23 protein-coding genes and 1 other annotated feature are annotated in these 24350 nt (G+C 45.9%); of the genes, 22 read left to right on the forward strand and 1 reads right to left on the reverse strand.

The window, feature by feature from the left end; genetic code table 11:
* The first annotated feature begins 66 nt into the window (after nucleotides 1-66).
* From BLV86_RS13330 to BLV86_RS13400, 15 genes are all read left to right on the forward strand, one after another.
* A complete protein-coding gene (locus BLV86_RS13330) occupies nucleotides 67-1293 on the forward strand; it encodes an acyltransferase family protein (RefSeq protein ID WP_090818395.1) in 1227 nt (408 codons plus the stop codon).
* Nucleotides 1294-1406: 113 nt separating this feature from the next.
* The gene (locus BLV86_RS13335; protein WP_090818426.1) at nucleotides 1407-2381 is read left to right on the forward strand and encodes a putative ABC transporter permease; all 975 of its coding nucleotides are present in this window, start codon (nucleotides 1407-1409) and stop codon (nucleotides 2379-2381) included.
* Between the two features lie 166 nt (nucleotides 2382-2547).
* Nucleotides 2548-2793, forward strand: coding sequence for a TM1266 family iron-only hydrogenase system putative regulator (locus tag BLV86_RS13340; RefSeq protein WP_029201691.1), 246 nt, complete (start codon nucleotides 2548-2550; stop codon nucleotides 2791-2793).
* Nucleotides 2794-3161: 368 nt separating this feature from the next.
* Nucleotides 3162-4487 carry a [FeFe] hydrogenase H-cluster maturation GTPase HydF gene (hydF, locus tag BLV86_RS13345; RefSeq protein WP_090818429.1) on the forward strand — a complete coding sequence of 442 codons (1326 nt, stop codon included), beginning with the start codon at nucleotides 3162-3164 and terminating at the stop codon, nucleotides 4485-4487.
* Nucleotides 4480-5514, forward strand: a complete 1035-nt coding sequence (hydE, locus tag BLV86_RS13350; RefSeq protein WP_090818398.1) for a [FeFe] hydrogenase H-cluster radical SAM maturase HydE — start codon at nucleotides 4480-4482, stop codon at nucleotides 5512-5514. The genes hydF and hydE overlap by 8 nt, the downstream gene beginning before the upstream one ends.
* A gap of 15 nt (nucleotides 5515-5529) precedes the next feature.
* Nucleotides 5530-6978 (forward strand): [FeFe] hydrogenase H-cluster radical SAM maturase HydG, encoded by a 1449-nt coding sequence (gene hydG, locus BLV86_RS13355; RefSeq protein ID WP_031551052.1) that lies wholly within the window; start codon nucleotides 5530-5532, stop codon nucleotides 6976-6978.
* A 650-nt stretch (nucleotides 6979-7628) separates the two neighbouring features.
* Nucleotides 7629-8612: an adenylylsulfate kinase gene (locus tag BLV86_RS13360; RefSeq protein WP_242840085.1), complete on the forward strand. Its 984-nt coding sequence runs from the start codon at nucleotides 7629-7631 to the stop codon at nucleotides 8610-8612.
* Nucleotides 8613-8786: 174 nt separating this feature from the next.
* The gene (locus BLV86_RS13365; RefSeq protein ID WP_090818400.1) at nucleotides 8787-10448 is read left to right on the forward strand and encodes an alpha-amylase family protein; all 1662 of its coding nucleotides are present in this window, start codon (nucleotides 8787-8789) and stop codon (nucleotides 10446-10448) included.
* 256 nt (nucleotides 10449-10704) lie between these two features.
* On the forward strand, nucleotides 10705-12090 hold the full coding sequence (locus BLV86_RS13370; protein ID WP_031551041.1) for an ABC transporter substrate-binding protein: 1386 nt from the start codon (nucleotides 10705-10707) through the stop codon (nucleotides 12088-12090).
* Between the two features lie 233 nt (nucleotides 12091-12323).
* Nucleotides 12324-13214 (forward strand): carbohydrate ABC transporter permease, encoded by an 891-nt coding sequence (locus tag BLV86_RS13375; protein ID WP_031551038.1) that lies wholly within the window; start codon nucleotides 12324-12326, stop codon nucleotides 13212-13214.
* On the forward strand, nucleotides 13214-14119 hold the full coding sequence (locus BLV86_RS13380) for a carbohydrate ABC transporter permease (protein ID WP_090818403.1): 906 nt from the start codon (nucleotides 13214-13216) through the stop codon (nucleotides 14117-14119). The genes BLV86_RS13375 and BLV86_RS13380 overlap by 1 nt, the downstream gene beginning before the upstream one ends.
* A 102-nt stretch (nucleotides 14120-14221) precedes the next feature.
* Complete coding sequence (locus tag BLV86_RS13385; RefSeq protein ID WP_031551032.1) at nucleotides 14222-15202, forward strand: LacI family DNA-binding transcriptional regulator; 981 nt, start codon at nucleotides 14222-14224, stop codon at nucleotides 15200-15202.
* Between the two features lie 116 nt (nucleotides 15203-15318).
* Nucleotides 15319-16323: a rod shape-determining protein gene (locus tag BLV86_RS13390; RefSeq protein ID WP_031551030.1), complete on the forward strand. Its 1005-nt coding sequence runs from the start codon at nucleotides 15319-15321 to the stop codon at nucleotides 16321-16323.
* Nucleotides 16324-16544: 221 nt separating this feature from the next.
* Entirely contained in the window at nucleotides 16545-18866 is a 2322-nt protein-coding gene (recD2, locus tag BLV86_RS13395) for an SF1B family DNA helicase RecD2 (RefSeq protein WP_090818406.1), read from the forward strand.
* Nucleotides 18856-19731 carry a ComF family protein gene (locus tag BLV86_RS13400; protein WP_242873314.1) on the forward strand — a complete coding sequence of 292 codons (876 nt, stop codon included), beginning with the start codon at nucleotides 18856-18858 and terminating at the stop codon, nucleotides 19729-19731. Before recD2 ends, BLV86_RS13400 begins: the two co-directional genes overlap by 11 nt.
* A gap of 48 nt (nucleotides 19732-19779) precedes the next feature.
* Here the strand turns inward: BLV86_RS13400 and BLV86_RS13405 are convergent, their stop codons facing one another.
* Nucleotides 19780-20688, reverse strand: a complete 909-nt coding sequence (locus tag BLV86_RS13405; protein ID WP_090818410.1) for a LysR family transcriptional regulator — start codon at nucleotides 20686-20688, stop codon at nucleotides 19780-19782.
* Between the two features lie 301 nt (nucleotides 20689-20989).
* Between BLV86_RS13405 and rpmG the strand changes: the two genes are divergently transcribed.
* The 7 genes from rpmG to rplL all read left to right on the forward strand — a co-directional run bounded on the left by rpmG (nucleotide 20990) and on the right by rplL (nucleotide 24310).
* Nucleotides 20990-21139, forward strand: coding sequence for a 50S ribosomal protein L33 (gene rpmG, locus BLV86_RS13410; protein WP_029201705.1), 150 nt, complete (start codon nucleotides 20990-20992; stop codon nucleotides 21137-21139).
* Nucleotides 21139-21336 carry a preprotein translocase subunit SecE gene (gene secE, locus BLV86_RS13415; protein ID WP_031551021.1) on the forward strand — a complete coding sequence of 66 codons (198 nt, stop codon included), beginning with the start codon at nucleotides 21139-21141 and terminating at the stop codon, nucleotides 21334-21336. Before rpmG ends, secE begins: the two co-directional genes overlap by 1 nt.
* Nucleotides 21337-21347: 11 nt before the next feature.
* On the forward strand, nucleotides 21348-21878 hold the full coding sequence (gene nusG / locus BLV86_RS13420) for a transcription termination/antitermination protein NusG (protein WP_029201707.1): 531 nt from the start codon (nucleotides 21348-21350) through the stop codon (nucleotides 21876-21878).
* Nucleotides 21879-21941: 63 nt separating this feature from the next.
* The gene (gene rplK, locus BLV86_RS13425) at nucleotides 21942-22367 is read left to right on the forward strand and encodes a 50S ribosomal protein L11 (protein ID WP_031551017.1); all 426 of its coding nucleotides are present in this window, start codon (nucleotides 21942-21944) and stop codon (nucleotides 22365-22367) included.
* An 18-nt stretch (nucleotides 22368-22385) separates the two neighbouring features.
* Nucleotides 22386-23078: a 50S ribosomal protein L1 gene (gene rplA, locus BLV86_RS13430; protein WP_044916570.1), complete on the forward strand. Its 693-nt coding sequence runs from the start codon at nucleotides 22386-22388 to the stop codon at nucleotides 23076-23078.
* A gap of 47 nt (nucleotides 23079-23125) precedes the next feature.
* Nucleotides 23126-23262 (forward strand) — a sequence feature (ribosomal protein L10 leader region).
* Between the two features lie 38 nt (nucleotides 23263-23300).
* Nucleotides 23301-23795: a 50S ribosomal protein L10 gene (gene rplJ, locus BLV86_RS13435; protein WP_031551011.1), complete on the forward strand. Its 495-nt coding sequence runs from the start codon at nucleotides 23301-23303 to the stop codon at nucleotides 23793-23795.
* Nucleotides 23796-23935: 140 nt separating this feature from the next.
* Nucleotides 23936-24310: a 50S ribosomal protein L7/L12 gene (rplL, locus tag BLV86_RS13440; protein WP_031551008.1), complete on the forward strand. Its 375-nt coding sequence runs from the start codon at nucleotides 23936-23938 to the stop codon at nucleotides 24308-24310.
* Nucleotides 24311-24350 lie beyond the last annotated feature (40 nt).

Raw genomic sequence — 24350 nt, forward strand, 5'->3', positions numbered from 1 at the left:
CCGGGTTAACCACCGGGGACGGTTCGGAACTATCCCTGATGGTTCAGTGGATTTTATAGGAGTTTTATGGCTGACGGCAGGAACCTAAGGTATGACAATGCAAAAGGGATTTTGATAATACTTGTGGTGGTGGGGCATTTTCTGCTTCCCGTAAAGGGTCACACCAGAGTATGCAGCAATATATTTTTCCTGATATATACATTTCACATGGCAGCATTTACCTTTATATCCGGGCTATTTTCCCGGGGTATTTACAGGGAGATACAGGGACGGAAAAGATTCAACTGGTCAAGATGGTTCAGGACTCTTGTGCTGTACATCGTATTTGAGATCATTACATTCTTTTCTGAGATACCTGCCTACGGAAAAACCTCAGATTTTCCCAATTTCCTTAAAGACACCGGAGCCCCGTGGTATCTGTTTGCTCTGCTCATATGGTATCTTTTCATACCTTTCTTCAGTTTATTTAAGGATAAATACATAAGGATCGGGTCGGATAAAAAATATCGCCGAAACAACATAATATATCGAAAAAAAGCTTTGAAGATCCCCTGCAGTCTGCATTTGTGGATATGTATAACGATATTGTCTCTCGCCGGAGGTTATTTCCAGGTATTTGAGAAATATCTGGAACTGGACAGAGTTATCAGCTTCGCACCGTTTTTCTTTGCGGGATATTTTCTTGGACAGGAAAAGCTGGAGAAATATTATGATTACCGGAAAGTGTTTTCAGTGTTCTCATCATTGAATCTCCTGATCACTGCAGCGTCCGTCATCGCTGTTGGATTTTTTATGTTCGACTACCTGTGGGACTATCGTTATGTAGTATATGGATCCTGGTATGAAAAGGTTTCACCACTGGGAATAGACGGCAGACTTTATATGGGCAGTCTTTCTACTGAGTGGATAGTGAGGCTTGTATGGTACATTATGGCCGGAAATATGACCTTCACATTTTTGCGGTTCATGCCTACGGATTACATTCCTTTTATAACAAAAACAGGACAGAGGACACTTCAGATTTATATCCTTCACAGACCAATTAGGGACCTGATACTTGCCGCCGGTTATATCACTTGTGTGGATCCGTCAAATCTTTCTCAGCTTTCCATATTGATTGTTTGCAGTGTGCTGCTGACGGTGGTGCTTTCAGCGAAGATATTCGCCTTTCCTTTTAGTACTCTGCTGTACCTTGTGGAGTCCTGTTTGGCATCCGGAGCCAAATACAAATCTAAATCAAAATATAAATTCGGAAGTAAAGGCAAAGATAAATCCCAAAGTCACAATAGATGAAAAATGAAGAGTCCGGTGGTTTAGGATATCAAGTAAGCAGTGGCTGCACTTGTTTTTGCGATAATGCTGTCACGCGAAAAAAGTAATTATGGATGGGAGAAAATTTTTCAGTTATGTACGTTTATATTGAAAACCTTTGGATATTTGAGGACTACACTATACTTCAGTGGGCATTGTTTTTTATTCTCTACTGTATGCTGGGGTGGGTGTTTGAGTCGACCTACTGTTCCATAAAGGAGCTCAAGCTTCTTAACCGCGGTTTCTGTCATGGACCCTGGCTTCCGATTTACGGGTCGGGAGCTATACTTATGCTTGTATTTGCCGGACCTTTCAAGGGTGAGTACTGGAAGGCATTTCTGACGGGAATGTTGGTTGGATCGGCGCTGGAGCTGGTGACCGGTTACCTCATGTTTCATATTTTCCATATGAGATGGTGGGATTACAGTCAAAATCCACTCAACTTTCACGGTTATATCTGTCTGTATACATCCATTGCCTGGGGAGCTCTTGCGGTGATTTTCATCGAGTTTATTCATCCCCGGGTTTCTGTGATTTCAAAGGACTGGACCTACACCGGATTTGTGGTGGCGGTCACCATGCTGTATACGCTGTTCATTGAAGATGTTATCTTTTCCGTTATCGGTGCCCTTGATCTCAAAAAACGACTTGAGAATCTTGCCGCTAACAGCGAGGAGATACAGGCACTCAAACTCAATATCTCTGAAGCCAAAACTAAATTTCTGGAGCTTCAGGAGCAGGCAAAGGCCAATGTTTCCGAGGTGAAATCCATCGCTGAAACCGAGGGCAATCTGGCCGCCGCCAAGGCAGTCAGCCTAAAGCTCCACAGCCTTCACATGACAGAACGTCTTCGTGTGCTGGAGGATGGCGGAGATGAAAAGTCAGGCCGCATGAACTGGTGGGTTGCAAGTATGCTGAGAAACAACCCTACATTAAAAGGAGGTTCCGAAAGCTTTGAAAAGCTTCGTGAAGCAGCCGGAAGATACAAAGAGGGTTTTCAAAAAATAGAAGCCCGTATAGAAAAAGAATTCGAAAATCTCAGAGATGAGCATATCGATGAGATGGAATAAATGATAGCAGGAGTGCCATATACCAACCCCGTCCCTCTGGCCCACCGACTGAACTGTTACTACTATGGCTTATATAGGCTAATTACTATGGTTTATGTTTGTTGACAGAAGCTTTGAACATGGTTATCTTATTATTGTAGCTGAAAGTATTTAAGAGGTATGAGACATGGAAACAAGAGTTGCGGTTTTAAGTATCATAGTTGAAGATTATGAGGCAGCCAATCAGCTTAACGAACTGCTTCATGAGTATGGTCAGTATATCATCGGACGTATGGGAATACCATATCGTGAGAAAGCGATCAATGTAATCTGCGTTGCTATGGATGCACCCGTAGATAAGATCAATGCCTTAACCGGTGCTCTCGGTCGTATCCCTGAGATTACGGCAAAGGTGATTTGCACAAGGCAGTAAAGTTGTTACTTGGATATATGAAAATTGAATAAGCCCCTGACACCAAAACGGCTTCGGCTCTTGCGGTGAAAGTGACGTGAATAAAAAAGATTGGTAACTCCGGTTATTTAGTTCGCTGTGCGAAGGCCGGAGCCACAACAGGTTCCGTGGAAATCTGCCACAAGAGTCGGAGGGGAAGTGTACCCCCCGGCTTTTTCTTTTATTATTATACTTTTTAGAGGGCGGTTTATGCTGCATTCTTTTTATGCGATAAAGTCGTCACGAGTGTGTTTTACTTGCACAAAGGCACATATGAGGGTCAGAGCGGTATTAAGTAGGGGCGTTTTACATATGTGTTTTAGGAGGAAAAGTTGAGTTTACAGGAAAATATGAATTCGGTGGCATCCGCCAACAGGCTGCATATAGGCTTTTTTGGATGCAGGAATGCAGGAAAGTCCAGTCTCGTTAACCGTATCACCGGTCAGGATATGGCGGTGGTTTCCGAGGTCAAGGGAACCACTACCGATCCGGTAACTAAATCAATGGAGCTGTTGCCGCTGGGGCCGGTGGTAATCATTGACACTCCGGGTTTTGATGATGAAGGAATGCTGGGGGATCTGAGGGTAAAGAGAACAAGGCAGGTCATAAACCGGACTGATATTGCGGTGCTTGTTGTGGATGCAGAGACCGGCATGAGGTCGGAGGACATGCTGCTTCTTGAAATGTTCAAAAAGCACGAGATACCGTATCTGGTGGTTTGGAACAAAGCTGATATTTCAGATGCTTTTTTTGCAGCTGATTGTCAGGAATCCCATGAGATCGATGCGATACAAATTAAAGATGTCGATTCAGGGGAGAGGAGGTCTTTGGATTCAGAAGAAATAAATTCCGAAAAAAGAGAAGCAAGGACTTGCTTCATCGAAAAGGACAGAGTAAAGCCTTCGGAAGAGGACATCATATATGTCAGTGCCAAAACAGGAGCCGGAATCGAGGAACTGAAGGAAAGAATCGGAGCTCTCCTGAAGGACAATGAAGACTCAAAATCACTTCTTGATGGGATCATCGGTCCGGGCGAACTTGCAGTGCTGGTCATCCCCATTGACAAAGCGGCACCCAAGGGCAGGCTTATAATGCCTCAACAGATGGCCATCCGAAGCGCACTTGACAAAGGCGCCACTGTTGTTGTGACGAGAGATTCTGAACTGAAGGAAACTCTCTCGGGACTTGGCAGAAAACCGGATGTAGTCATTACCGACAGTCAGGTGTTTTCCTATGTGAGTAGTGTGGTTCCGGAGGAGGTAGCATTAACTTCATTTTCCATTTTGATGGCAAAGTACAAGGGAACTTTGGAGAGCTCCGTAAAGGCGGTTAAGGCTTTGGATCACCTTAAGGATGGGGATCGGATTTTGATGGCGGAGGGCTGCACACACCATAGGCAGTGCGGGGACATCGGAACGGTGAAGATCCCCAACTGGCTGCGAAAATACAGCGGGAAAAGCATTAGCATAGAGACCTGTTCGGGGAAGGATTTCCCTGAGGATCTCAGCGGATTTTCGGCAGTTATTCACTGCGGAGGCTGCATGAATACCGAAAGGGAAATGCGCTACCGCATGAGGTGTGCCGAAGATCAGCATGTGCCCTTCACGAATTACGGGATCGTGATTGCGAAAATGACCAGGATTCTGGAAAGGAGCATCAAAGTATTTAATGGATAATAATATTAATGAGCTTGCGTGTAAGCTCTTGGAAACCCGTAAGCTCACGGCAGAGGAATATGCATATCTCATAGAACACAGAGACTCTGAGACTACAGAGTTCTTGCGAGAACATGCGGTATGTATCAGAAAAGAAACCTATGGCAATGAAGTCCTGATCCGCGGGCTCATCGAGGTCAGTAACATTTGCAAAAATGACTGTCTGTATTGCGGTATCCGAAAGAGCAACTGGCGAGCGGAACGGTATAGACTTAGTGAAAAGGAGATTCTCTCTGCGGCTGAAACCGGCTACGGACTTGGCTTCAAAACCTTCGTCCTTCAGGGCGGGGAGGACGCCTGGTACACGGATGAAAGGCTGGAAAGGATTATAAGGCAGATTAAGAAGAAGTATCCCGACTGCGCGGTGACACTGTCTCTTGGTGAGAGAGGCAGGGAAAGCTTTCAGCGTCTGCGTGCTGCGGGAGCGGACAGGTATCTTCTCAGGCACGAGACTGCGGATCGGGAGCATTATCGGAAGCTGCACCCACCGGAGATGAGCTTTGAGCACCGGATGGAGTGCCTTCGTGAACTGAAGGAGCTTGGTTTCCAGACCGGTGCCGGTTTCATGGTAGGTTCGCCCTTTCAGACTACGGAAAACCTCGCCATGGATCTCAAGTTCCTGGAGGAGTTTCAGCCGGAAATGTGCGGAATCGGGCCCTTCATACCGCATCATGACACCCCGTTTTCCGAATACAATGCAGGCTCGGTGGAGCTCACATGTTTCCTTCTGTCCGTCATAAGGATCATTTGCCCGAAGGTGCTCCTGCCTGCCACCACAGCTCTAGGAACCCTTGACCCGGAGGGCAGAGAAAAGGGCATCCTGTCAGGTGCCAATGTTGTCATGCCGAATCTGTCACCTGCAAATGTCCGGAGCAAATACCTGCTGTATGATGGGAAGCTTGCCGCAGGTGCGGAGGCCGCGGAGAACCTGGCGGATCTAAAACAGAGGATCGAAAAAATTGGATATAAAGTAGTTGAGAAGAAATAAAAAGGAGAAACAATTATGGCTGTTTACAACCCAAAATCACTTAAAGCGGAGGAATTCATCAATGACGAGGAGATCCTCGCAACCCTGGAGTACGCGGAGGCTCACAAGAATGATGCCGAACTTATAGACCAAATACTTGAGAAGGCAAGACCGGTGAAGAACGGTAACGGATGCACCTGCGCGGGGCTCACTCATCGTGAGGCATCTGTACTTCTTGCTACCGAGCTTCCGGACAAGATCGAGAAAATGTATGAGATCGCGGAGGAGATAAAGCTTGCATTCTACGGCAACAGAATCGTGCTTTTCGCACCGCTTTACCTTTCCAACTATTGTGTCAACGGTTGTCTTTACTGCCCGTATCATTTAAAGAATAAGCACATAGGAAGAAAGAAGCTTACTCAGGAAGAGGTTCGGGCTGAGGTAATCGCTCTTCAGGATATGGGTCACAAGCGTCTCGCCATTGAGGCAGGTGAGGATCCCGTGAACAATCCGATTGAATACATCCTGGACTGCATTAACACTATATACAGTGTACATCATAAAAACGGAGACATTCGCCGTGTTAATGTCAACATCGCTGCAACAACGGTTGAGAACTACAGAAAGCTCAAGGAGGCAGGTATCGGAACCTATATTCTGTTCCAGGAGACTTACCATAAGAAGAGCTATGAGACACTTCATCCCACAGGCCCCAAGCATGATTATGCTTATCATACAGAGGCAATGGACCGTGCCATGGAGGGCGGCATTGATGATGTTGGTCTCGGAGTGCTTTTCGGCCTTGAGATGTATAAATATGAGTTTGCGGGACTTATCATGCACGCTGAGCATCTGGAGGCGGTTCATGGGGTAGGACCGCATACTATCAGCGTGCCACGCGTGAAGAAGGCCGACGACATTGACCCTGACATGTTTGACAATGGAATCAGCGATGAAATCTTTACAAAGATTGCAGCCTGCATCCGTCTGGCGGTGCCTTATACAGGCATGATCATTTCCACAAGAGAGACTGCGTCGGTTCGTGAAAAGCTTCTGAGAGTGGGCATTTCCCAGGTATCAGGGGGCTCCAGAACTTCGGTTGGCGGATACACCGAGGAGGAGCGTCCTCATGACACAGAGCAGTTCGATGTTTCGGATCAGAGAACCCTGGATGAAGTTGTGAGCTGGCTTATGGATTCCGGACACATTCCGTCCTTCTGCACAGCCTGCTACCGTGCCGGCAGAACCGGAGACCGTTTCATGGCGCTTTGCAAGAACGGACAGATCCTTAACTGCTGTCATCCCAATGCCCTTATGACACTTGCAGAGTACCTCGAGGATTATGCAAGCCCCGAGACAAAGGAAAAGGGTTACAGGATGATCGAGGAAGAGCTTAAGAAGATCCCGGCCGAAAAGGTGAGAACCATCGCTGAGGAGAATATAAAGGAGATCAGGAATTCCAACAGGAGAGATTTCAGGTTCTGATAAATTCCTAAAACCAAAGACCCCACCGGAGCTTTTACGCTTCGATGGGGTCTTCTCAATGTCTATTCTTATTTTTGTATGTCAAGAGTTCTTTGAAGGGGGGAATCGGAACTCTTACTAAGTATATTTGAAACGGTCATGCTTGAAAGGAACGATATTTTACAAACCGCTCTCTTCATACACATTTTCGACCGTTGTTTCTGAAGGGGGCTCCGGAGTTGTATTACATCTCCGGAGTATGAGTATGAAAAGCTTTTTTTGTGTTACATCTCTTGTAACTTGTGTATATAATAGCGGAGCTTTGTGACTGAAATATGTCTCACACCTAAAAGAAGTCTAAAAAGTATAAACAAATTATAAAGTCAAAGCATCCTGTAACAATCGACTCAACTTTCAAAAATTCTCGTTCCAAATAGAAAAATTGACTCAACTTTCAAAAATTCTTCCTTCCGCAGCATATCAGCCAAAAATTCCAAACCTAAAAAAGCTTATTAAATATTAGTAAAGTCTCTTTACAGATGTTTGAGAATTTGTTAACGTAGATATGTCAACCGCTTAACATATTTAACATATGTTAACGATAATAGTGCAAATAGTTTTTTTTATCACTATTTGTACCGCCGGATGAAAGCGGCGGAATGGAGATCAATATGAATAAGAATTACAATAAAATCAATACACCAACAACAGATTTCGAAGAGAAGCTTATGAGCGTTCTTCCCTGGGAGACTAAGGAAGTTCCTTCAGATATTCCTCACGGGGATATGCCCGGAGACAAGATCGAGATCGACGAGTCACACATAGCTAAGGCAAATGTTATTTTCCCGGCTCTTGCCGAGAAGCTTGCAAAGAAGATAAAGGAGAACCCTTACCAGCGTGCAGTTATCAGTGTCTGCGGCGGCTCCGGAGTAGGAAAGTCAGAGATCGCCTCCGTACTTGGGTGGTTCTTTGAGCAGTCAGGCATCGGTGCCTACATCCTTTCAGGCGATAACTATCCTCACCGCATCCCTATGTACAATGACGCCGAGCGTCTCCACATTTTCCGCGAGAGTGCAGTAAGAGGCATGATCGATGCCGGCGATTATACAGACGATCGTTTCAAAGAAGTTCGCCAGTGGCAGCAGGAGGATACAGACGCAGACAAGTCCCATCTTGATGGAAATGCATGGTTCGAGTCTTATCTTGCGGCAGGCCGTAAGGGTCTCGCAGGCTATCTCGGAACACCAAACGAGACAGATTTCGTCGAGGTTAGCACCATCATCAGTGCCTTCAAGGACGGTGCCGAGACTCTCTGGCTCAAGCGCATGGGCAGAGATGCAGCCAGCCTCTGGTACGATGAGGTTAATGTTAAGGACAAGCAGATCCTCATTATCGAGTGGACTCACGGCAACAGTGATTTCCTTCAGGGCGTAGATATCCCGGTACTTCTCAACAGCACACCGGCAGAGACATTGGCCCACAGAAGATCCAGAAACCGTGACGGAAAGACTGACAGCGCATTCACAACAATGGTTCTCGAGATCGAGCAGAGAAAGCTTCATGACCAGGCACACAAGGCCGGCATCATCTGCGCGAAGAACGGCAGCCTAATAAGCTTTGACGAATACACAGAGCTGATGAAAGACCAGTTTTGATTTTTAAACCGGATTTTGGGCGTTCAAAAACTGTTTACGATAGCCCGGATAGTACACAGAGCTGATGAAAGACCAGTTTTGAGACATACCACCGGGGCCACCGTCCCCGGTGGAAAACCAGGCACCGATTGCGATACCAATCAGCCTTAGTTCTTTTAAGAGGAGTTTATATAAATGGAGAAACATTACACCGATAACGGCCCTATGCTCAATGCTTACCCCGACAGCATGGGCGGCAGACTCAGCGATGTAGTCAGCTTCCTTGAGAAGCCGGAGATGGAAGACAGCTTCCAGTCCTTCTACATCCTTCCGAGCATCTTTAACACAGATCTTGACCGTGGATTTTCAGTTATTGACTACAATATCAATCGCGAGATGGGCAGCGAGCAGGATCTTGAGAGACTTCGCGCCCTGGGCATTAACCTGAAGCTGGACTTCATCCTTAATCACGCATCAGTGCTTTCACCTCAGTTCCAGGATCTCATCAAAAACGGCGAGAACTCAAAGTACGCTGACTTCTTCATCAACTGGAACAAGTTCTGGGAGGGCAAGGGTCAGATGACAGAGGAGGGCTATATCCAGCCTGACGAGGAGTACATCAAGGACATGTTCTTCCGGAAGCCGGGCCTTCCCATCCTTATGGTCCGTATGCCCGATGGTAAGGACGTGCCTTACTGGAACACCTTCTATCAGGAGGTTATCTACAAGCACCCTGATGCCATGGATTTAATGGGTGCCATGGACATCCAGTACCTTGCCGCAGAGCGTATCTGTGAGAAGGTTAATGCTGAGCTCGGTGCAGGAAAGAAGCCCGCTGAGATTGACTTCACCGGTTTTGAAGAGTATCGCGACAAGGTTATCGATTACCTTGAGTCGAACCGCAAGTACTTAGGACAGATGGATCTCAATGTTAAGTCAGATCTTGTGTGGGAGCATTATGACAATACTCTCAAGGCCCTTTCAGGCTACGGCGCTTCCATCGTTCGTCTCGATGCCTTCGCTTATGCTCCTAAGGAGCCGGGCAAGAAGAACTTCATGAATGAGCCCGACACCTGGGATCTCCTTTCAAAGGTTCGCGAGCTTGCCGACAAGTATCACGTAACACTTCTTCCCGAGATTCATGCAAGCTATGGTGAGAAGGTTTACAAGAAGGTTGCCGACATGGGCTACATGACCTACGACTTCTTCCTTCCGGGTCTCCTTATCGACGCCATGGAGAAGAAGAGCGGTAAGGATCTCGCACGCTGGGCACAGGAGATCTTTAATGACAAGATCCGCACAGTCAATATGCTTGGCTGCCATGACGGAATCCCTCTTCTTGACCTTAAGGGACTTCTTCCCGAGGAGGAGATCCAGAACCTTATCGATACCATCGTGGGAAGAGGCGGTCTCGTAAAGGATCTTCACGGCAAGAAGAACATGTATTATCAGGTTAATGCTACCTACTACAGTGCTCTCGGCGAGGATGATAAGAAGATGCTCCTTGCCCGTGCTATCCAGATGTTCATGCCCGGAAAGCCCCAGGTATGGTATCTTGACCTTTTTGCCGGTAAGAATGACCACGAGGCGGTTAAGCGCGCCGGTGCCGCAGGACACAAGGAGATCAACCGTACAAACCTTTCTCCCGAGGAGATGGAGAAGAGACTTGAATCGGATGTTGTTTCAAAGCAGATCGAACTCCTCAGATTCCGTAATACATGCTCTGCCTTCTCATTTGATGCAGAGTTCAATGTTGAGACCGATGGCACAAAGATGACCATGACCTGGAACAACCAGGGACATACAGCAAGCCTTAAGGTGGATTTCGCAGATTACAGCTACGAGATTATAAAATAAGGGTTTATTTTTATTAAAAGTGCATAAAGCATATTGACATTAAAAATGCCGTTATCCTTAAAAACAGGGGATAGCGGCATTTTATACAAAAAAACTCACAAAAAACGATGTCAAATGTTGCACAATATGTACAAAGTTATGTTGTCCGATTGACAGAATTTGTGAATAGCGTTATATTCTAGATACATCAAGTGTCAAGCGGTTGACAGAGCATGACATTAAACAGGTTATTTTTTTAGAACAAGAGGAGAATATCATGAAAAAAAGCATTAACAAGATGGCTGCATTACTCATGACAGCAGCTATGGTAAGTTCACTTGCAGCATGCGGAGGCAGCTCAACACCTGAGACAAACGCACCTGCTGATACAAAGGCAGCAGAGGCTACAACAGCTGCAGCAGCCGATGGAGAGACAAAGGCAGCAGCTGATACATCAGATCTTGCAGGACAGTCGATCACCATCCTTAACTCAAAGGGTGAGATCCAGACAGCTCTTGAGGAGCTTGCAGGAACATTTACAGAGGAGACAGGCATCAACCTTGAGGTTCTTGCATGCGGAGCAGGTGAGGTTCCTTATACTAAGGTTACTTCCATGTACAGCTCAGGAACAGCACCAACCATGGCTATCCTTGATACAACAGACGTTATCGCACTTGGCGCTGAGTACGGACTTGACCTTACAGATCAGGACTGGAACCAGTATTGCGACAGCATGACAACAAAGATCGACGGTAAGGTTTACAGCTTCCCGTTCTGTGTTGAGGGTCGTGGAATCATTTACTCAAAGAAGTCAATCGAGGATGCTCTCGGTAAGGAATTTGATCCTGCATCCATCAACTCACTTGATTCCTTCAAGGCAATCTGTGAGGAGTTAAGAGCAGCAGGCATGGAGAATCCTGTAGTTCTTTCAAAGGAAGACTGGTCACTCGGTGCTCACCAGCTCGGATATATCTATGATACAAACGACGGAACAACAGCAGGCGCTGACAAGATCATGGCAGCTCTTAAGGATGGTTCTCAGAAGGTTGAGGATTATGAGCGTTTCAACCAGTTCATGGATACAATGGATGTGATCCTTGAGTACAACTACAACAAGGAAGATCCGCTTGGCGCTAACTATGATGAGGATCCTATGCACCTTGTAGAGGGTGAGGCAGCTTTCTGGCCAAACGGTAACTGGGCTTGGCCAAACATCGAGACAGCAGGTGCTACAACAGATGATGCATATGGCTTTATCCCATTCGTTCTCGGAAATGATACAGCTGATTTTGCAAACACATCAATGCAGGCTTCACCTACAAAGCAGCTTATGGTTGATGCAAAGCAGTCAACACCTGAGCAGCAGGCAGCAGCTCTTGAGTTCATCAACTGGCTTGTAAACTCTGAGTCAGGACAGCACGGTCTTGTTGAGAAGCTTGCTCTTATCCCTGCTTGCTCAAACAACACAGTTGCTCCTCTTGATCCACTTAGCCGTGACATCGTTGCCAAGATGGCTGAAGGTCACACATATTCATCAAGCTTCGTAGCTCCTTCAGACCACTGGTCAGTAGTTGGTGCTATCATGCAGAAGTATGTAGCAGGTGAGACAGACCGTGCAGGCGCAGCATCTGAGATCGATGCTTACTGGCAGGCACAGGCTTAATTAAAAGATTAAGCAAAACCCATTTGAACACGGTTCTTCGGTCCGGGTCAAGGGTCGTATAGTATAAGTATAGTTCGTATACATTTAAACATAATTCAGGACATTATCTTCTTGCCGGAATCTTGAAAACAAGACGGGATGTCAAGTATCCGCAGGAGCTATGGTTCTTATGGGTAGACATCCCGGGATTAAAGAGGATATGTCCTGATTTTTTTGCAGAAAGGCAGATCAATATGAATTCTCTGGGCCGTACAACCGGTGATAAAATCAAAAGTTTTCTTATGTTCGCATTGCCAGGCACTTTCGTTTTCGTTTGTGTAGTTATCATTCCGTTCCTTTACGGATTTTATCTCACATTCACAGACTGGAACGGAGTTGCAGCAGTAAAGAACCTTGTGGGATTTGATAACTATAAAGCACTCATGGCAGATAAGAATTTCTGGAATTCCATGGCACTTACCCTTAAGTATGTGGTTTTTTCGGTTCTTCTTGTTAATGCTTTCGGATTTGTTTTTGCATACTTCCTTTCGGGAAGAATCAAAACTGGTCAGAATGTTTTCCGTGCCGGTTTCTTCACACCTAACCTTATCGGTGGTGTCGTTCTCGGATTTATCTGGCAGTTCGTTTTTTCACAGCTTCTTGTAAAGTTTGGTAAGAATCTCGGTATCGCCATCTTCTCAAAGTCATGGTTGTCCGATCCTACAAAGGCTTTCTGGGCACTGGTCATCGTTACTGTGTGGCAGCTCAGCGGTTATATGATGCTTATCTACATCGCCGGTTTCACAGGACTTTCTGAGGATGTACTTGAGGCTGCTTCCATTGACGGAGCTTACGGATGGGCAAAGATGCGCCACATCGTTCTGCCTCTCATGGTACCTTCCTTCGTTATCTGTATATTCCTTACTCTTTCAAGAGCATTCATGGTTTACGACATTAACCTTACATTGACGGGCGGTGAGCCTTACGGCAGTACCAAGCTTGTTGCAATGCACGTTTATGAGAAGGCGTTTACCGCAAGACAGTATGGTATCGGCCAGGCAGAGGCTGTATTCCTGTTCTTCGTGGTTGCACTGATCTCGGGACTTCAGGTTTATTTAGGTAAGAAGCAGGAGGTAGAAGCATAATGGGCAATCAGAATAATGTTACTTCCGAGAATATTTCATCTCAGCCTAAGGCTGCTGACAGAGTGGGCGGTATCAATAAGCTTATAAAGGATATACTTATTTATATCCTGCTTACTATCGGCGCACTGTTTTATCTTGTGCCTTTCTTCATGGTCATCATCAACTCCTTCAAGCAGAAGAAGGATATCATCAAGGCACCTATGGACATTATCGGTGCCAGCGGAATGAGCGTTGATAACTACGGAAAAGCATTTAAACAGATGGAGTTCATGAAGGCCTTCGGAAACTCACTTTTCATCACAGGCCTTTCAACCATTGCGGTTATTATCTTATCCTCCATGGTGGCTTACTACATTGTCCGTGCTAACACAAACCTTGCGAAGGTGATATTTGCACTGATGATCTCTTCAATGATCATCCCGTTCCAGTCAATCATGATACCTCTGGTATCAATTTATGGAGCAAACCTTAGTCTCCTTAACCATCGTTTATCACTTGTTTTCATGCACACCGGATTTGCAATGAGTATGTCGGTGTTCATGTACGCAGGATTCCTGAAGAGTGGTGTTCCCAAGTCTCTGGAGGAGGCAGCATATATCGATGGCTGTACCAAGATGCAGACCTTCAGAATGATAGTATTCCCGCTTCTTAAGCCCACAACTGCAACACTTGTTATCCTTAATGCGATGCAGTTCTGGAATGACTATCTGCTCCCGAGCCTGGTTCTCGGAAAGAAGCCTCTTTATACACTTCCGCTTTCAACCTACAGCTTCTACGGAACCTACAGCTCAGATTACGGCCTCATCATGGCGGCACTTGTACTTACACTTCTTCCTATCCTTATCCTGTACTTCTTCTTACAGAAGCAGATCATTGCAGGTATGGTTGCCGGTGCGGTTAAGTAACACAGATATATTGCTGGGAAAAATATAAAATTTTAGTATAATAAGAGCCGGGCGATGTATCTGCCCGGCTTTTTTTAAATCAATTTTACAAAGGAAAATGACATGGCAACTACATTAAAGGACGTGGCTAAAGAAGCCGGACTGGCAGTTGAGACTGTTTCGAGAGTTCTCAACAACAGGGGCTATATAAGCGAGAAGACAAGAAAAAAAGTATATGACTCCATGGAGAAGCTGGGCTACAGACCGAACATGGTTGCCCGGACCCTTTCCAAAGGAAGATCCGACGCCATTGCGGTTATCGTGCCCAATATGATGCATCCGTACTTTTCACAGATGCTTGGAGAGATAGAACGTTTTGCTGCCGAAAGGCAGTTTCAGGTATATGTCAGCAGCTCTTCAGGAGATGCTCAGAAAGAGAAGAGCGTCCTTGAGCTTTGCGAGAACAGCCTGGTTGCGGGAGTTCTAATATTCAGTAATCAGGTAAAGCCGGAGACTCTGAAAAAATTCGATCTTCCCATCATCACCATAGAGCGTTTTATCGAAGGCGGTACAGGCTGCGTTCTTTGCGATAACTATAAGGGAGGTCAGCTTGCGGCCGAGGAGCTGATCAACAAAGGCTGCAGAAACCTGGTCATGCTGGGAAGTGTCAGACTTCGTAAGATGCCTGCGGATATCCGTGAGGACGGCTTTATGGATGTCTGCCGCAAAAAAGGTGTTAATGCCAGAGTCCTCAACAGTAATTTTGAAGAATTCAAGGAAATGGAATACCATGAGAGTATCCTGAAGACTCTTACCGAGTTCCCTGAAACTGACGGTATTTTCTGCAGTTCCGATCTTATCGCGGCTCAGGCACTGCAGGTGGCAGCCAAGCTTGGACGGAGGGTTCCGGAGGATCTGAAGATCATAGGTTTCGATGATACAGCGATCTCCAGACTGACAACTCCTCAGATAACTACCATCCATCAGCCTATGAGTGAGATGGCGAAGCTTGCTTTTGACATGATCATCGATACCATTGAGCATAGAGAGGTCCAGGAGCGTAATGTTCTTGACGTAAAGTTGGTGGTACGAGGCACCACCTAAGGACGGGCCGGAGGGCATCCAAATGGATGCCCTCCGGCCTCTATGAAAAAAAACTTTAAAAATAAATGGATATATCTTATACTATTGTAGATTATGGTATTTGATAGGAGATTTTAATGTTTTCATTGATTTCAAACGATATCGGAATTGATCTTGGTACTTCAAGCGTGCTTGTGTATATCAAGGGCAGAGGTGTGGTTCTCAAGGAGCCGGCTGTCGTTGCTGTCAATAAAGACACCGGCAAGGTTATGGCTTATGGTGAGGATGCCCGTCTGATGCTTGGAAGAACACCTGAGAACATAGCGGCTGTTCGTCCGTTGAGACAGGGTGTTATTTCAGACTATACATTAACAGAGCAGATGCTCAGGCACTTCATTGATAAGGCTGTGGGCAGACGTACTTTGCGTAAGCCCCGTGTATCGGTTTGTATCCCTTCCGGCGCAACAGAGGTTGAGAGGAAGGCGGTCGAGGATGCTACCTATCATGCAGGAGCAAGAGAGGTTACCATCATTGAGGAGCCTGTGGCTGCAGCCATAGGTGCCGGTATAGACATTAGCAGACCTCAGGGCAATATGATCATCGATATCGGTGGAGGCACTTCCGATATAGCAGTTATCGCTCTTGACGGACCGGTTGTTTCTGAGTCCGTTAAGGTGGCAGGTGATGATTTCGATGAAGCCATCATCAGATATATGCGTAAGAAGCACAATCTTCTTATAGGAGAGAGAACGGCGGAGGATATCAAGGTCAATATCGGCTGCGCAAGCAAGAGACCTGAGAATATCACTATGGAAGTGAGGGGACGTAACCTGGTTACGGCACTTCCAAAGACTGTGGTAGTCAGCTCTGACGAGATCATGGATGCGCTTCTGGAGCCGGCGACCATGATTGTAAATGCTGTACATAATGTTCTGGAGCGTACGCCTCCCGAGCTTGCAGCTGATATATATGAGAGAGGCATCGTAATGACGGGCGGAGGGGCTCTGCTTTACGGTCTTGACAAGCTTATGCAGGAGAAGACAGGAATTAACTGTGTACTTGCTGAGGATCCTCTCACTGCTGTCGCTATCGGAACAGGTAAGTTTATCGATATTGCAAACAGCGACGATGATGATCTTTAATACTGATGGAAATGATGTGCAGCTCACATTTTCTGAGAGTTGATCGTTAAATGCAGAAGTAAAAGGATTGTAAACATGATATATTCTAGGGGTAGCCTTCAGGGGCTGCCCTTTTTATATTAAAATAATGAAAATGCAGAAAAAGCTTTACACATCCGCGGGCTTTCCGAAGTCTATGCTGGATAGTGAATATTTCGGAATATTAAAGAAGGAATTTAGAATTGGATTTTTTTGAGGGATATATAGACCATATTATATATAGAAGTGATTCCACCGGCTACACGGTTATGGTCGGAGTCATGAAGGGTAAGGACTACACCCTGGTGGGTACGGTTCCCGGGATAGAAGCCGGTGAAAATATCAAGGCCGACGGTCATGAAACCACCCACCAGATTTACGGTACCCAGTTTGTTATCGATAAATACCAGGTGGTGGCTCCCGAGACCGCTGAGGCTGTGGAAAGGTATCTCGGTTCCGGAGCCATAAAGGGTATAGGTGCCGCCATGGCTGCCCGCATTGTAAAGAAATTCGGTGACGATACCATGCGCATCATCCAGGAGGAGCCGGAGAGACTGGCTGAAGTCAAAGGCATTTCCAAAAACAAGGCTGTGGATATAGCGGCTTCCGTGAATTCCAAAAGAGATATGCAGGATGCGGTAATGTTTCTGCAGCAGTATGGCATTTCCATCAATATGGCGGGAAAAATCTACTCACATTACGGAAATGAAATGTACGATATCATCCGGGATAATCCCTATAAGCTTGCCGAGGATATCGAAGGCATTGGCTTCCGCACCTGTGATGAGATTGCTCAGAATGCCGGTATAAAGGCGGATTCCGATTTTCGTATCGAGTCCGGTATTCAGTATGCCCTTTCCATGGCTGAGGGAAACGGACATTGCTATCTGCCGCTGCCTGAGCTTTTGCAGGCATCCGAGGTGCTTCTCAATATCACCATACATGAAATTAATCATTACCTTATAGACCTTCAGATGCAGGGGAAGGTCATAGTGAAAAATGCTGCGAAAAAGATGACTCTCGATGATTTTCTTTCGGAGAGCGGAAGCGGGGATGTGGTTTACAATGCTGACGACAGGAACACAGACCCGGATACCAGAGTCTACAGAGCATCTTTATATTATACAGAGCTTCAGGTGGCAACGAAGCTTCAGGAGTTAAATATCGAAGGCGCAGAAGAACCGGATGAGGAACTGGAAGAGATAATAGACGAAATAACCGAAAAAGAAGGTATAGAGCTTGATGACCTCCAGAGAAAGGCTGTTTCCATTGCGGTTAATTCAGGACTTCTGGTCATTACGGGAGGTCCCGGTACGGGAAAAACCACTACCATCAATACCATCATAAGAGTTTATGCCGAGAAGGGTAAAACCATACTTCTGGCTGCCCCCACAGGCAGAGCCGCAAAGAGGATGTCGGAATCCACTGGCTGGCCTGCCTCCACCATTCACAGACTTCTGGAGTATCAGGGAAGACCTGAGGAGGATGACAAGGAAGGACTTGAGCAGGTAAGAGGTCATTTTGAAAGAGACGATCTGAATCCTTTGGAGTGTGATGTGGTAATCATTGATGAGATGTCCATGGTGGATATATTTCTCATGAATTCGCTTCTTAAAGCTATACACAAGGGCACCAGGCTTATCATGGTAGGTGACGCTAATCAGCTGCCTTCCGTGGGGGCAGGAAATGTTCTGAGAGACATCATTAGCTCAGGCTGCATACGTACGGTGAAGCTTAATCATATTTTCAGACAGGCTGCAGAGTCCGACATAGTTGTTAACGCCCATAAGATCAACGAAGGCGCAAAGGTGGATCTCGGCAAAAAATCAAAGGATTTCCTGTTTATAAGGAATCAGAATCCGGATCAGATATTCAGCTCCATCACGGCACTTGTGACGGACAAGCTTCCGGGGTATCTCGGCGTGGAACCTCTTGAGATTCAGATCATGACGCCTCAGAGAAAAGGCGCTCTCGGAGTTGAGAGACTTAACCAGCTCCTTCAGGAAAAGCTTAACCCCAAGGATGGAAAGAAACCGGAGAAGGAAATAAACGGTACCCTGTTCCGCCTTGGAGACAAGGTCATGCAGGTAAAGAATGACTACAACCTCATTTGGGAAATCAAGGGCAGATTCGGTATCCCCATCGAAAAGGGAGAGGGTGTGTTCAACGGAGACATTGGCACAATAACAGAGATCAATAATTTTGCCCAGACCCTTACGGTTCAGTTTGACGACAGATTTGTTGAATATGAGTTCAAACAGTGCGACAGCCTCGATCTGGCCTATGCCATAACCATACATAAGTCCCAGGGGTCGGAGTATCCGGCGGTGGTCATCCCCATGTACCAGGGCCCGCAAATGCTTATGAACCGCAATCTTCTTTACACTGCAGTCACCAGAGCCAAGAGGTGCGTGTGCCTCGTGGGAAACCCGCAGATATTTGAGCAGATGATAAACAATGAATCCGAGGCAAGGCGATATTCGTCCCTGAAGGAGAGGCTGCAGGAGATAAAGGATGCAGGGTGATGTTGTTAAAATGCGAGGAGGTTCAGAGGAGGCATCCTTAAGGAGTGGGGCCGGTGAATATGGTTTCTCTGAGGAATCTCGTATGTTTGATGGAGAAAGATACAGTTCAATGAAAATTCGATCAGGGAAGGGCTATGGTCAACGGGTTTCAGAGAGAGTGAGAGCCGCGATGACTGAGCTTTTATTCCCGAGAAAGTGTCCTATCTGTGAGGATATAGTGTCACCCAGGGGAGAACTTATATGTCCGGAGTGTGTCGGTCATATTCACTTCATCACAGAGCCTGTTTGCAAGGTCTGCGGCAGAGAGATCGTGTCGGAAGAGGAGGAGCTTTGCAGCAACTGCAAGCGCCACCGATTTAGTTTTGAGTACGGCTATGCCCTCATGAGTTACAGCGATGAGGTTGCTCATTCCATCACTAGAATAAAATATACCGGTGCAAGGGAGTTTCTTGATTATTATGGAAAGAAAGCGGCTGAGCTTTACGGAGACAGGATAAAGCAGATGGGGGTGGATGCCATCGTGCCTATTCCGGTACATAAGTCGAGACTCAGGAAGAGAGGCTACAACCAGGCAGCAGTTCTTGCAGAGGTTATGGGGAAAGCTCTGGGAATACCAGTCTATGAGGAAGCCCTGAACAGAAATAAAAAGACCGCAGCACTAAAGGAACTTAATGCTGCGGAAAGACTTAAAAATCTGACGAGTGCATTTTATTCGGGCTTTATTCCCTCGGACCTGCACTCGGTATTGATAGTAGATGACATTTTCACCACCGGCGCAACCCTTGAGGCCGCCAGCCGCTGCCTGAAAGCCGCCGGCGTGGAAAGGATATATTGCTTCGCTCTGGCCATAAAGGCGGATGGATAAAAATAAAGCTGCTCCTTTGTCAGGGGCAGCTTAAATATTTTTATAGATTTACCCTTCTGTCCAGTAGTCCCTTGCGAGATCAATGAGGTTTCGCATAGGCTCTGACAGGTACTTGTCTTTGCGGTATACGGCGTAGGCGTTCATCACAGGGTGGGTCTTCAGCTTTATGAGACGCACATCATCCGGAATCTCAACGTGATGTGAAGCTCCGATAAGAGCGGCACATTCATCCGCTGCCACAAGAGCAAGCTCATAGTTTATACCCTCGGCGTCCATATATACATCAGGCTCAAAACCTGCCTGCTCAAATACCATTTCGGAAACATAACGCTCGGTTGAGTCCTTTGGTCCGAGGAAGAAAGGAACATCCTTGAACTTCTGGATATCGATAACCTCTGTGCCGTCCTCTTCGGTTTCGATTTCATTTACCAGAGGATTTGATGAAGCAACGGCCAGAACCATTTCCACATGGCTTAAGAACTCATACTGAAGACGGTAGTTCTGCTTGTCACCCATGAGGATGATACCGAGATCGATGGTACCGTTCTTTACCAGCTCCTGGGCCTTCAAGCCCTTCATGATATTAAGCTGGAGCTTAACTGTAGGATTCTGCTTATGGAACTGACGGTAAATGGAAGTCATCATATAATCGGCTTCGACACCTGCCGCTCCGACGGCGATTTCTTCATTATGAAGCTTTGCAATGTCGGAGATCCTTGAGTAACAGTCCTTCTTCATGGCTATCATCTTCCGGGCGGTGTCAACATAAATCTTGCCGGCTTCGGTGATGGCCCATTCATTTCCTCTTCTATAGAAGAGTTTGGTTCCGAGCTCCTTCTCAAGATTTAGAAGCTGCAGATTAAGGGCGGGCTGGGAAATAAAAAGCTTGTCTGCGGCGCGGGTAATGTTTTTTTCCTCTGCTATACGTATGATATTTTCAATTCGACGTAGATCCATGGTGTGCCTTCCTATTAAGATGTATAGAGTGATAAGTAAAGACGCCGGAACGGGTTTGAAAGCTCCGGACTATAACATTGCTTTGTTACGCTTACTAGATAGTATATAAACTATTATAATTTTAATCAATTACAAATGTGATAATCACTAAAAAATTTAAATAACAGAAGGTTTTGGCGTTTTGCTTGACGATATCGGGACTACATGTTATACTTTGCACGTAAACAAGGGGCTCAGCCCTATTTTTTATGCACTAATTTCGTAGTCATGCGGAGTTAAGAATCATTGGAGGTGAACAGCCGTGCGCACAAAGATTATTTTAGCATGTACAGAATGTAAGCAGAGAAATTACTTCACGACTAAGGAAAAGAAGAACCATCCTGAGAGAATGGAAATTCGTAAGTATTGCAGATTCTGTAAACAGCACACGCTTCATAAGGAGACAAAGTAATGGACGAGAAGAAGAGTTCCGGTTTAGAGAGCTTCTTCAAGGGTCTCAGGACGGAATTTAACAAGATTATATTCCCGAATAGACAGGACGTTATCAAGGAGACTACAGCTACTATAGTTGTAGGTTTGCTTATAGGAGTAGTTATCGCAGTTCTTGATCTCATCATGAAGACAGGACTTGGCTTTATACTTAAGTAAAGGGGATATCGATGTCAGAGACAAATTCTGCAGCTCGTTGGTATGTAGCTCATACCTATTCAGGCTACGAGAACAAGGTCAAGATGGATCTGGAAAAGACCATCGAAAACCGTGGTCTTCAGGATCTCATTCTTGAAGTCAGCGTTCCGATGCAGCCGGTCATTGAAATGAAGAACGGCGTTGAGAAGAAGACTGATAAGAAAATGTTCCCGGGCTATGTTCTCGTTAATATGGTCATGAATCAGGAAACCTGGTACGTTGTGAGAAATACACGTGGCGTCACCGGATTTGTTGGCCCGGGATCAGAGCCAACGCCTCTTTCAGAAGAGGAAATCATAAGCCTCGGCTATAGAAAGTCAGAAGTGCTTGTGGATTTCGCATTGGGAGATACAGTTTCTGTTATTTCCGGAGCATGGAAGGATACAGTCGGTGTCATCAGCGAGATCAATGATCAGAAGAAGACCGTTACCATCTCAGTAGAGATGTTCGGCAGAGAAACTCCTGTAGAGTTATCCTACGGAGAAGTTCAGAAACTCAGATAACAAAGTATGGGAGGGTTAGCGAATAGTTCGTCTACCCCGTAATTACCACAAGGAGGTGCCATAATGGCAAAGAAGGTAGAAGGTTATATCAAGTTACAGATTCCAGCTGGTAAAGCAACACCGGCTCCACCAGTAGGTCCTGCTCTTGGACAGCATGGTGTAAATATCGTTGCATTCACAAAGGAGTTCAATGCAAGAACAGCTAACGAGGGTGACGTTATCATCCCTGTAGTTATCACTGTTTACGCTGACAGAAGCTTCAGCTTCATCACAAAGACTCCTCCTGCAGCAGTTCTTATCAAGAAGGCTTGTAAGCTTCAGAAGGCATCAGGCCAGCCTAACAAGAACAAGGTTGCTACAATCAGTAAGGCTGATCTTCAGAAGATTGCAGAGACAAAGATGAAAGATCTTAATGCTGCATCACTTGAAGCTGCTATGTCTATGATCGCCGGAACATGCAGATCAATGGGCGTTGAAGTAGAGAAGTAATAGGGAGGTCAACTGATTATGAAAACAGGTAAGAGATATAATGCAGCTGCTCAGGGCGTAGACAGAGCTGTAAAGTACAGTGCAGTAGACGCTATCGAGCTTGTAAAGAAGAATGCAACAGCAAAATTCGACGAGACCGTTGAACTTCACATCAGAACCGGTTGTGACTCACGTCACGCTGATCAGCAGGTTCGTGGTTCCGTTGTACTTCCTGCCGGAACAGGTAAGAAGGTTAGAATCCTCGTATTTGCAAAGGGCGCTAAGGCTGATGAAGCTCAGGCAGCCGGTGCAGATTTCGTAGGAGCAGAGGAGCTTATTCCTAAGATCCAGGGTGGTTGGTTCGATTACGATGTAGTAATCGCTACACCTGATATGATGGGCGTTGTTGGACGTATCGGTCGTCTCCTCGGACCTAAGGGCTTAATGCCAAACCCTAAGACAGGTACTGTTACTATGGATGTTGCCAAGGCAATCGCTGATACTAAGGCCGGTAAGGTTGAGTATCGTCTTGACAAGGCTAACATCATCCACGTTCCTGTTGGAAAGGCATCTTTCGAGACAGATAAGCTTCAGGAGAACCTTAGCGCACTTATGAGTGCTATCGTTAAGGCTAGACCTGCAACTCTTAAGGGAACATACATGAAGTCAGCTACTCTGACATCTACAATGGGTCCCGGAGTTAAGCTTGATACTGTTCAGTTCGGTGCTTAATTAAAAAATACATATTGGTTATTGACAATCCGATAATCGGATGTTAATATACGCAACGTATTAACCCGAAGACAGCAGGTGGTACCGTAAAGTACCGTAAGACAGAACGCCTGCCGAGGAAAGATACAAACGATTTAGTTTGTTCAACCCCGTGTCTTTTGGCATGGGGTTTTCCTTTTAGAAAGGTTTATACGAAATCTTATAAGGAGGAAAAACCGTAAAATGGCAAAGGTTGAAATTAAACAGCCAATCGTTGACGAGATCAAGGCACTTTTTGATGGTGCTGTAGCTGTTACTGCCGTTGATTACCTCGGACTTACTGTTGAGCAGGATACAATCCTTCGTAAGCAGTTAAGAGAGGCTGGTGTTCAGTACAAGGTTTACAAGAACACTCTTATCAAGAGAGCAGCAGAGGGTACAGATTTCGCTCAGCTTGATGACGTACTTGAGGGACCTACAGCTATTGCAGTATCAAAGGATGATCCTGCAGCAGCAGCAAGAATCATCTCTAAGTTTGCTAAGACAGCTCCTAAGCTTGAGCTTAAGGCAGCAGTTGCTGAAGGCAAGCTTTATGACAAGAACGAGGTTCAGGCTCTTGCAGCTATCCCTTCAAAGGAAGAGCTTCTTTCAAGACTTTGTGGTTCTCTTCAGAGCCCAATCGCAAACTTCGCACGCGTTATCAATCAGGTTGCAGAGAAGAGCGAGCCTGCAGCTTAAATCTAAGCTTAAGGCATCGTGAAGTAGCTTAAGCTTCACATGGTAATCCAAGGATTACAAAAGCAATGTAAATTGCACAGTTTATAACAATTATTATTATCAGTGCCTCGGGCACAAATTTCTAAATGGAGGAAATAAAAATGGCTAAGTTAACTACAGAAGAGTTTATCGCAGCTATCAAGGAGCTTTCTGTTGTAGAGCTTAATGACCTTGTAAAGGCTGTTGAGGAAGAGTTTGGTGTATCTGCTGCTGCAGGTGTTGTTGTTGCAGGTCCTGCTGCAGGTGCAGCTCCAGCTGAGGAGAAGACAGAGTTCGACGTTGAGCTTACAGAGGTAGGCGCAGAGAAGATCAAGGTTATCAAGGTTGTACGTGAGGCTACAGGTCTTGGTCTTAAGGAAGCTAAGGAAGCTGTTGAGTCAGCACCTAAGGTACTTAAGGAGCAGGCTCCTAAGGCAGAGGCTGAAGAGCTCAAGAAGAAGCTTGAGGAAGTTGGCGCTAAGGTTACTCTTAAGTAATTTAGAATCAATAGTAAAAAATCCGCATGGGTTAAACCCA

Source organism: Oribacterium sp. KHPX15 (assembly GCF_900107835.1).
Lineage (GTDB): Bacteria > Bacillota > Clostridia > Lachnospirales > Lachnospiraceae > Oribacterium.

What these genes read in the sequence shown, in the direction of transcription:
- BLV86_RS13330 (WP_090818395.1), top strand. Translation starts at nt 67, where the DNA reads ATGGCTGACGGCAGGAACCTAAGGTATGACAATGCAAAAGGGATTTTG.
- BLV86_RS13335 (WP_090818426.1), top strand. Translation starts at nt 1,407, where the DNA reads ATGTACGTTTATATTGAAAACCTTTGGATATTTGAGGACTACACTATA.
- BLV86_RS13340 (WP_029201691.1), top strand. Translation starts at nt 2,548, where the DNA reads ATGGAAACAAGAGTTGCGGTTTTAAGTATCATAGTTGAAGATTATGAG.
- hydF (WP_090818429.1), top strand. Translation starts at nt 3,162, where the DNA reads ATGAATTCGGTGGCATCCGCCAACAGGCTGCATATAGGCTTTTTTGGA.
- hydE (WP_090818398.1), top strand. Translation starts at nt 4,480, where the DNA reads ATGGATAATAATATTAATGAGCTTGCGTGTAAGCTCTTGGAAACCCGT.
- hydG (WP_031551052.1), top strand. Translation starts at nt 5,530, where the DNA reads ATGGCTGTTTACAACCCAAAATCACTTAAAGCGGAGGAATTCATCAAT.
- BLV86_RS13360 (WP_242840085.1), top strand. Translation starts at nt 7,629, where the DNA reads ATGAATAAGAATTACAATAAAATCAATACACCAACAACAGATTTCGAA.
- BLV86_RS13365 (WP_090818400.1), top strand. Translation starts at nt 8,787, where the DNA reads ATGGAGAAACATTACACCGATAACGGCCCTATGCTCAATGCTTACCCC.
- BLV86_RS13370 (WP_031551041.1), top strand. Translation starts at nt 10,705, where the DNA reads ATGAAAAAAAGCATTAACAAGATGGCTGCATTACTCATGACAGCAGCT.
- BLV86_RS13375 (WP_031551038.1), top strand. Translation starts at nt 12,324, where the DNA reads ATGAATTCTCTGGGCCGTACAACCGGTGATAAAATCAAAAGTTTTCTT.
- BLV86_RS13380 (WP_090818403.1), top strand. Translation starts at nt 13,214, where the DNA reads ATGGGCAATCAGAATAATGTTACTTCCGAGAATATTTCATCTCAGCCT.
- BLV86_RS13385 (WP_031551032.1), top strand. Translation starts at nt 14,222, where the DNA reads ATGGCAACTACATTAAAGGACGTGGCTAAAGAAGCCGGACTGGCAGTT.
- BLV86_RS13390 (WP_031551030.1), top strand. Translation starts at nt 15,319, where the DNA reads ATGTTTTCATTGATTTCAAACGATATCGGAATTGATCTTGGTACTTCA.
- BLV86_RS13400 (WP_242873314.1), top strand. Translation starts at nt 18,856, where the DNA reads ATGCAGGGTGATGTTGTTAAAATGCGAGGAGGTTCAGAGGAGGCATCC.
- BLV86_RS13405 (WP_090818410.1), bottom strand. Translation starts at nt 20,688, where the DNA reads ATGGATCTACGTCGAATTGAAAATATCATACGTATAGCAGAGGAAAAA.
- secE (WP_031551021.1), top strand. Translation starts at nt 21,139, where the DNA reads ATGGACGAGAAGAAGAGTTCCGGTTTAGAGAGCTTCTTCAAGGGTCTC.
- nusG (WP_029201707.1), top strand. Translation starts at nt 21,348, where the DNA reads ATGTCAGAGACAAATTCTGCAGCTCGTTGGTATGTAGCTCATACCTAT.
- rplK (WP_031551017.1), top strand. Translation starts at nt 21,942, where the DNA reads ATGGCAAAGAAGGTAGAAGGTTATATCAAGTTACAGATTCCAGCTGGT.
- rplA (WP_044916570.1), top strand. Translation starts at nt 22,386, where the DNA reads ATGAAAACAGGTAAGAGATATAATGCAGCTGCTCAGGGCGTAGACAGA.
- rplJ (WP_031551011.1), top strand. Translation starts at nt 23,301, where the DNA reads ATGGCAAAGGTTGAAATTAAACAGCCAATCGTTGACGAGATCAAGGCA.
- rplL (WP_031551008.1), top strand. Translation starts at nt 23,936, where the DNA reads ATGGCTAAGTTAACTACAGAAGAGTTTATCGCAGCTATCAAGGAGCTT.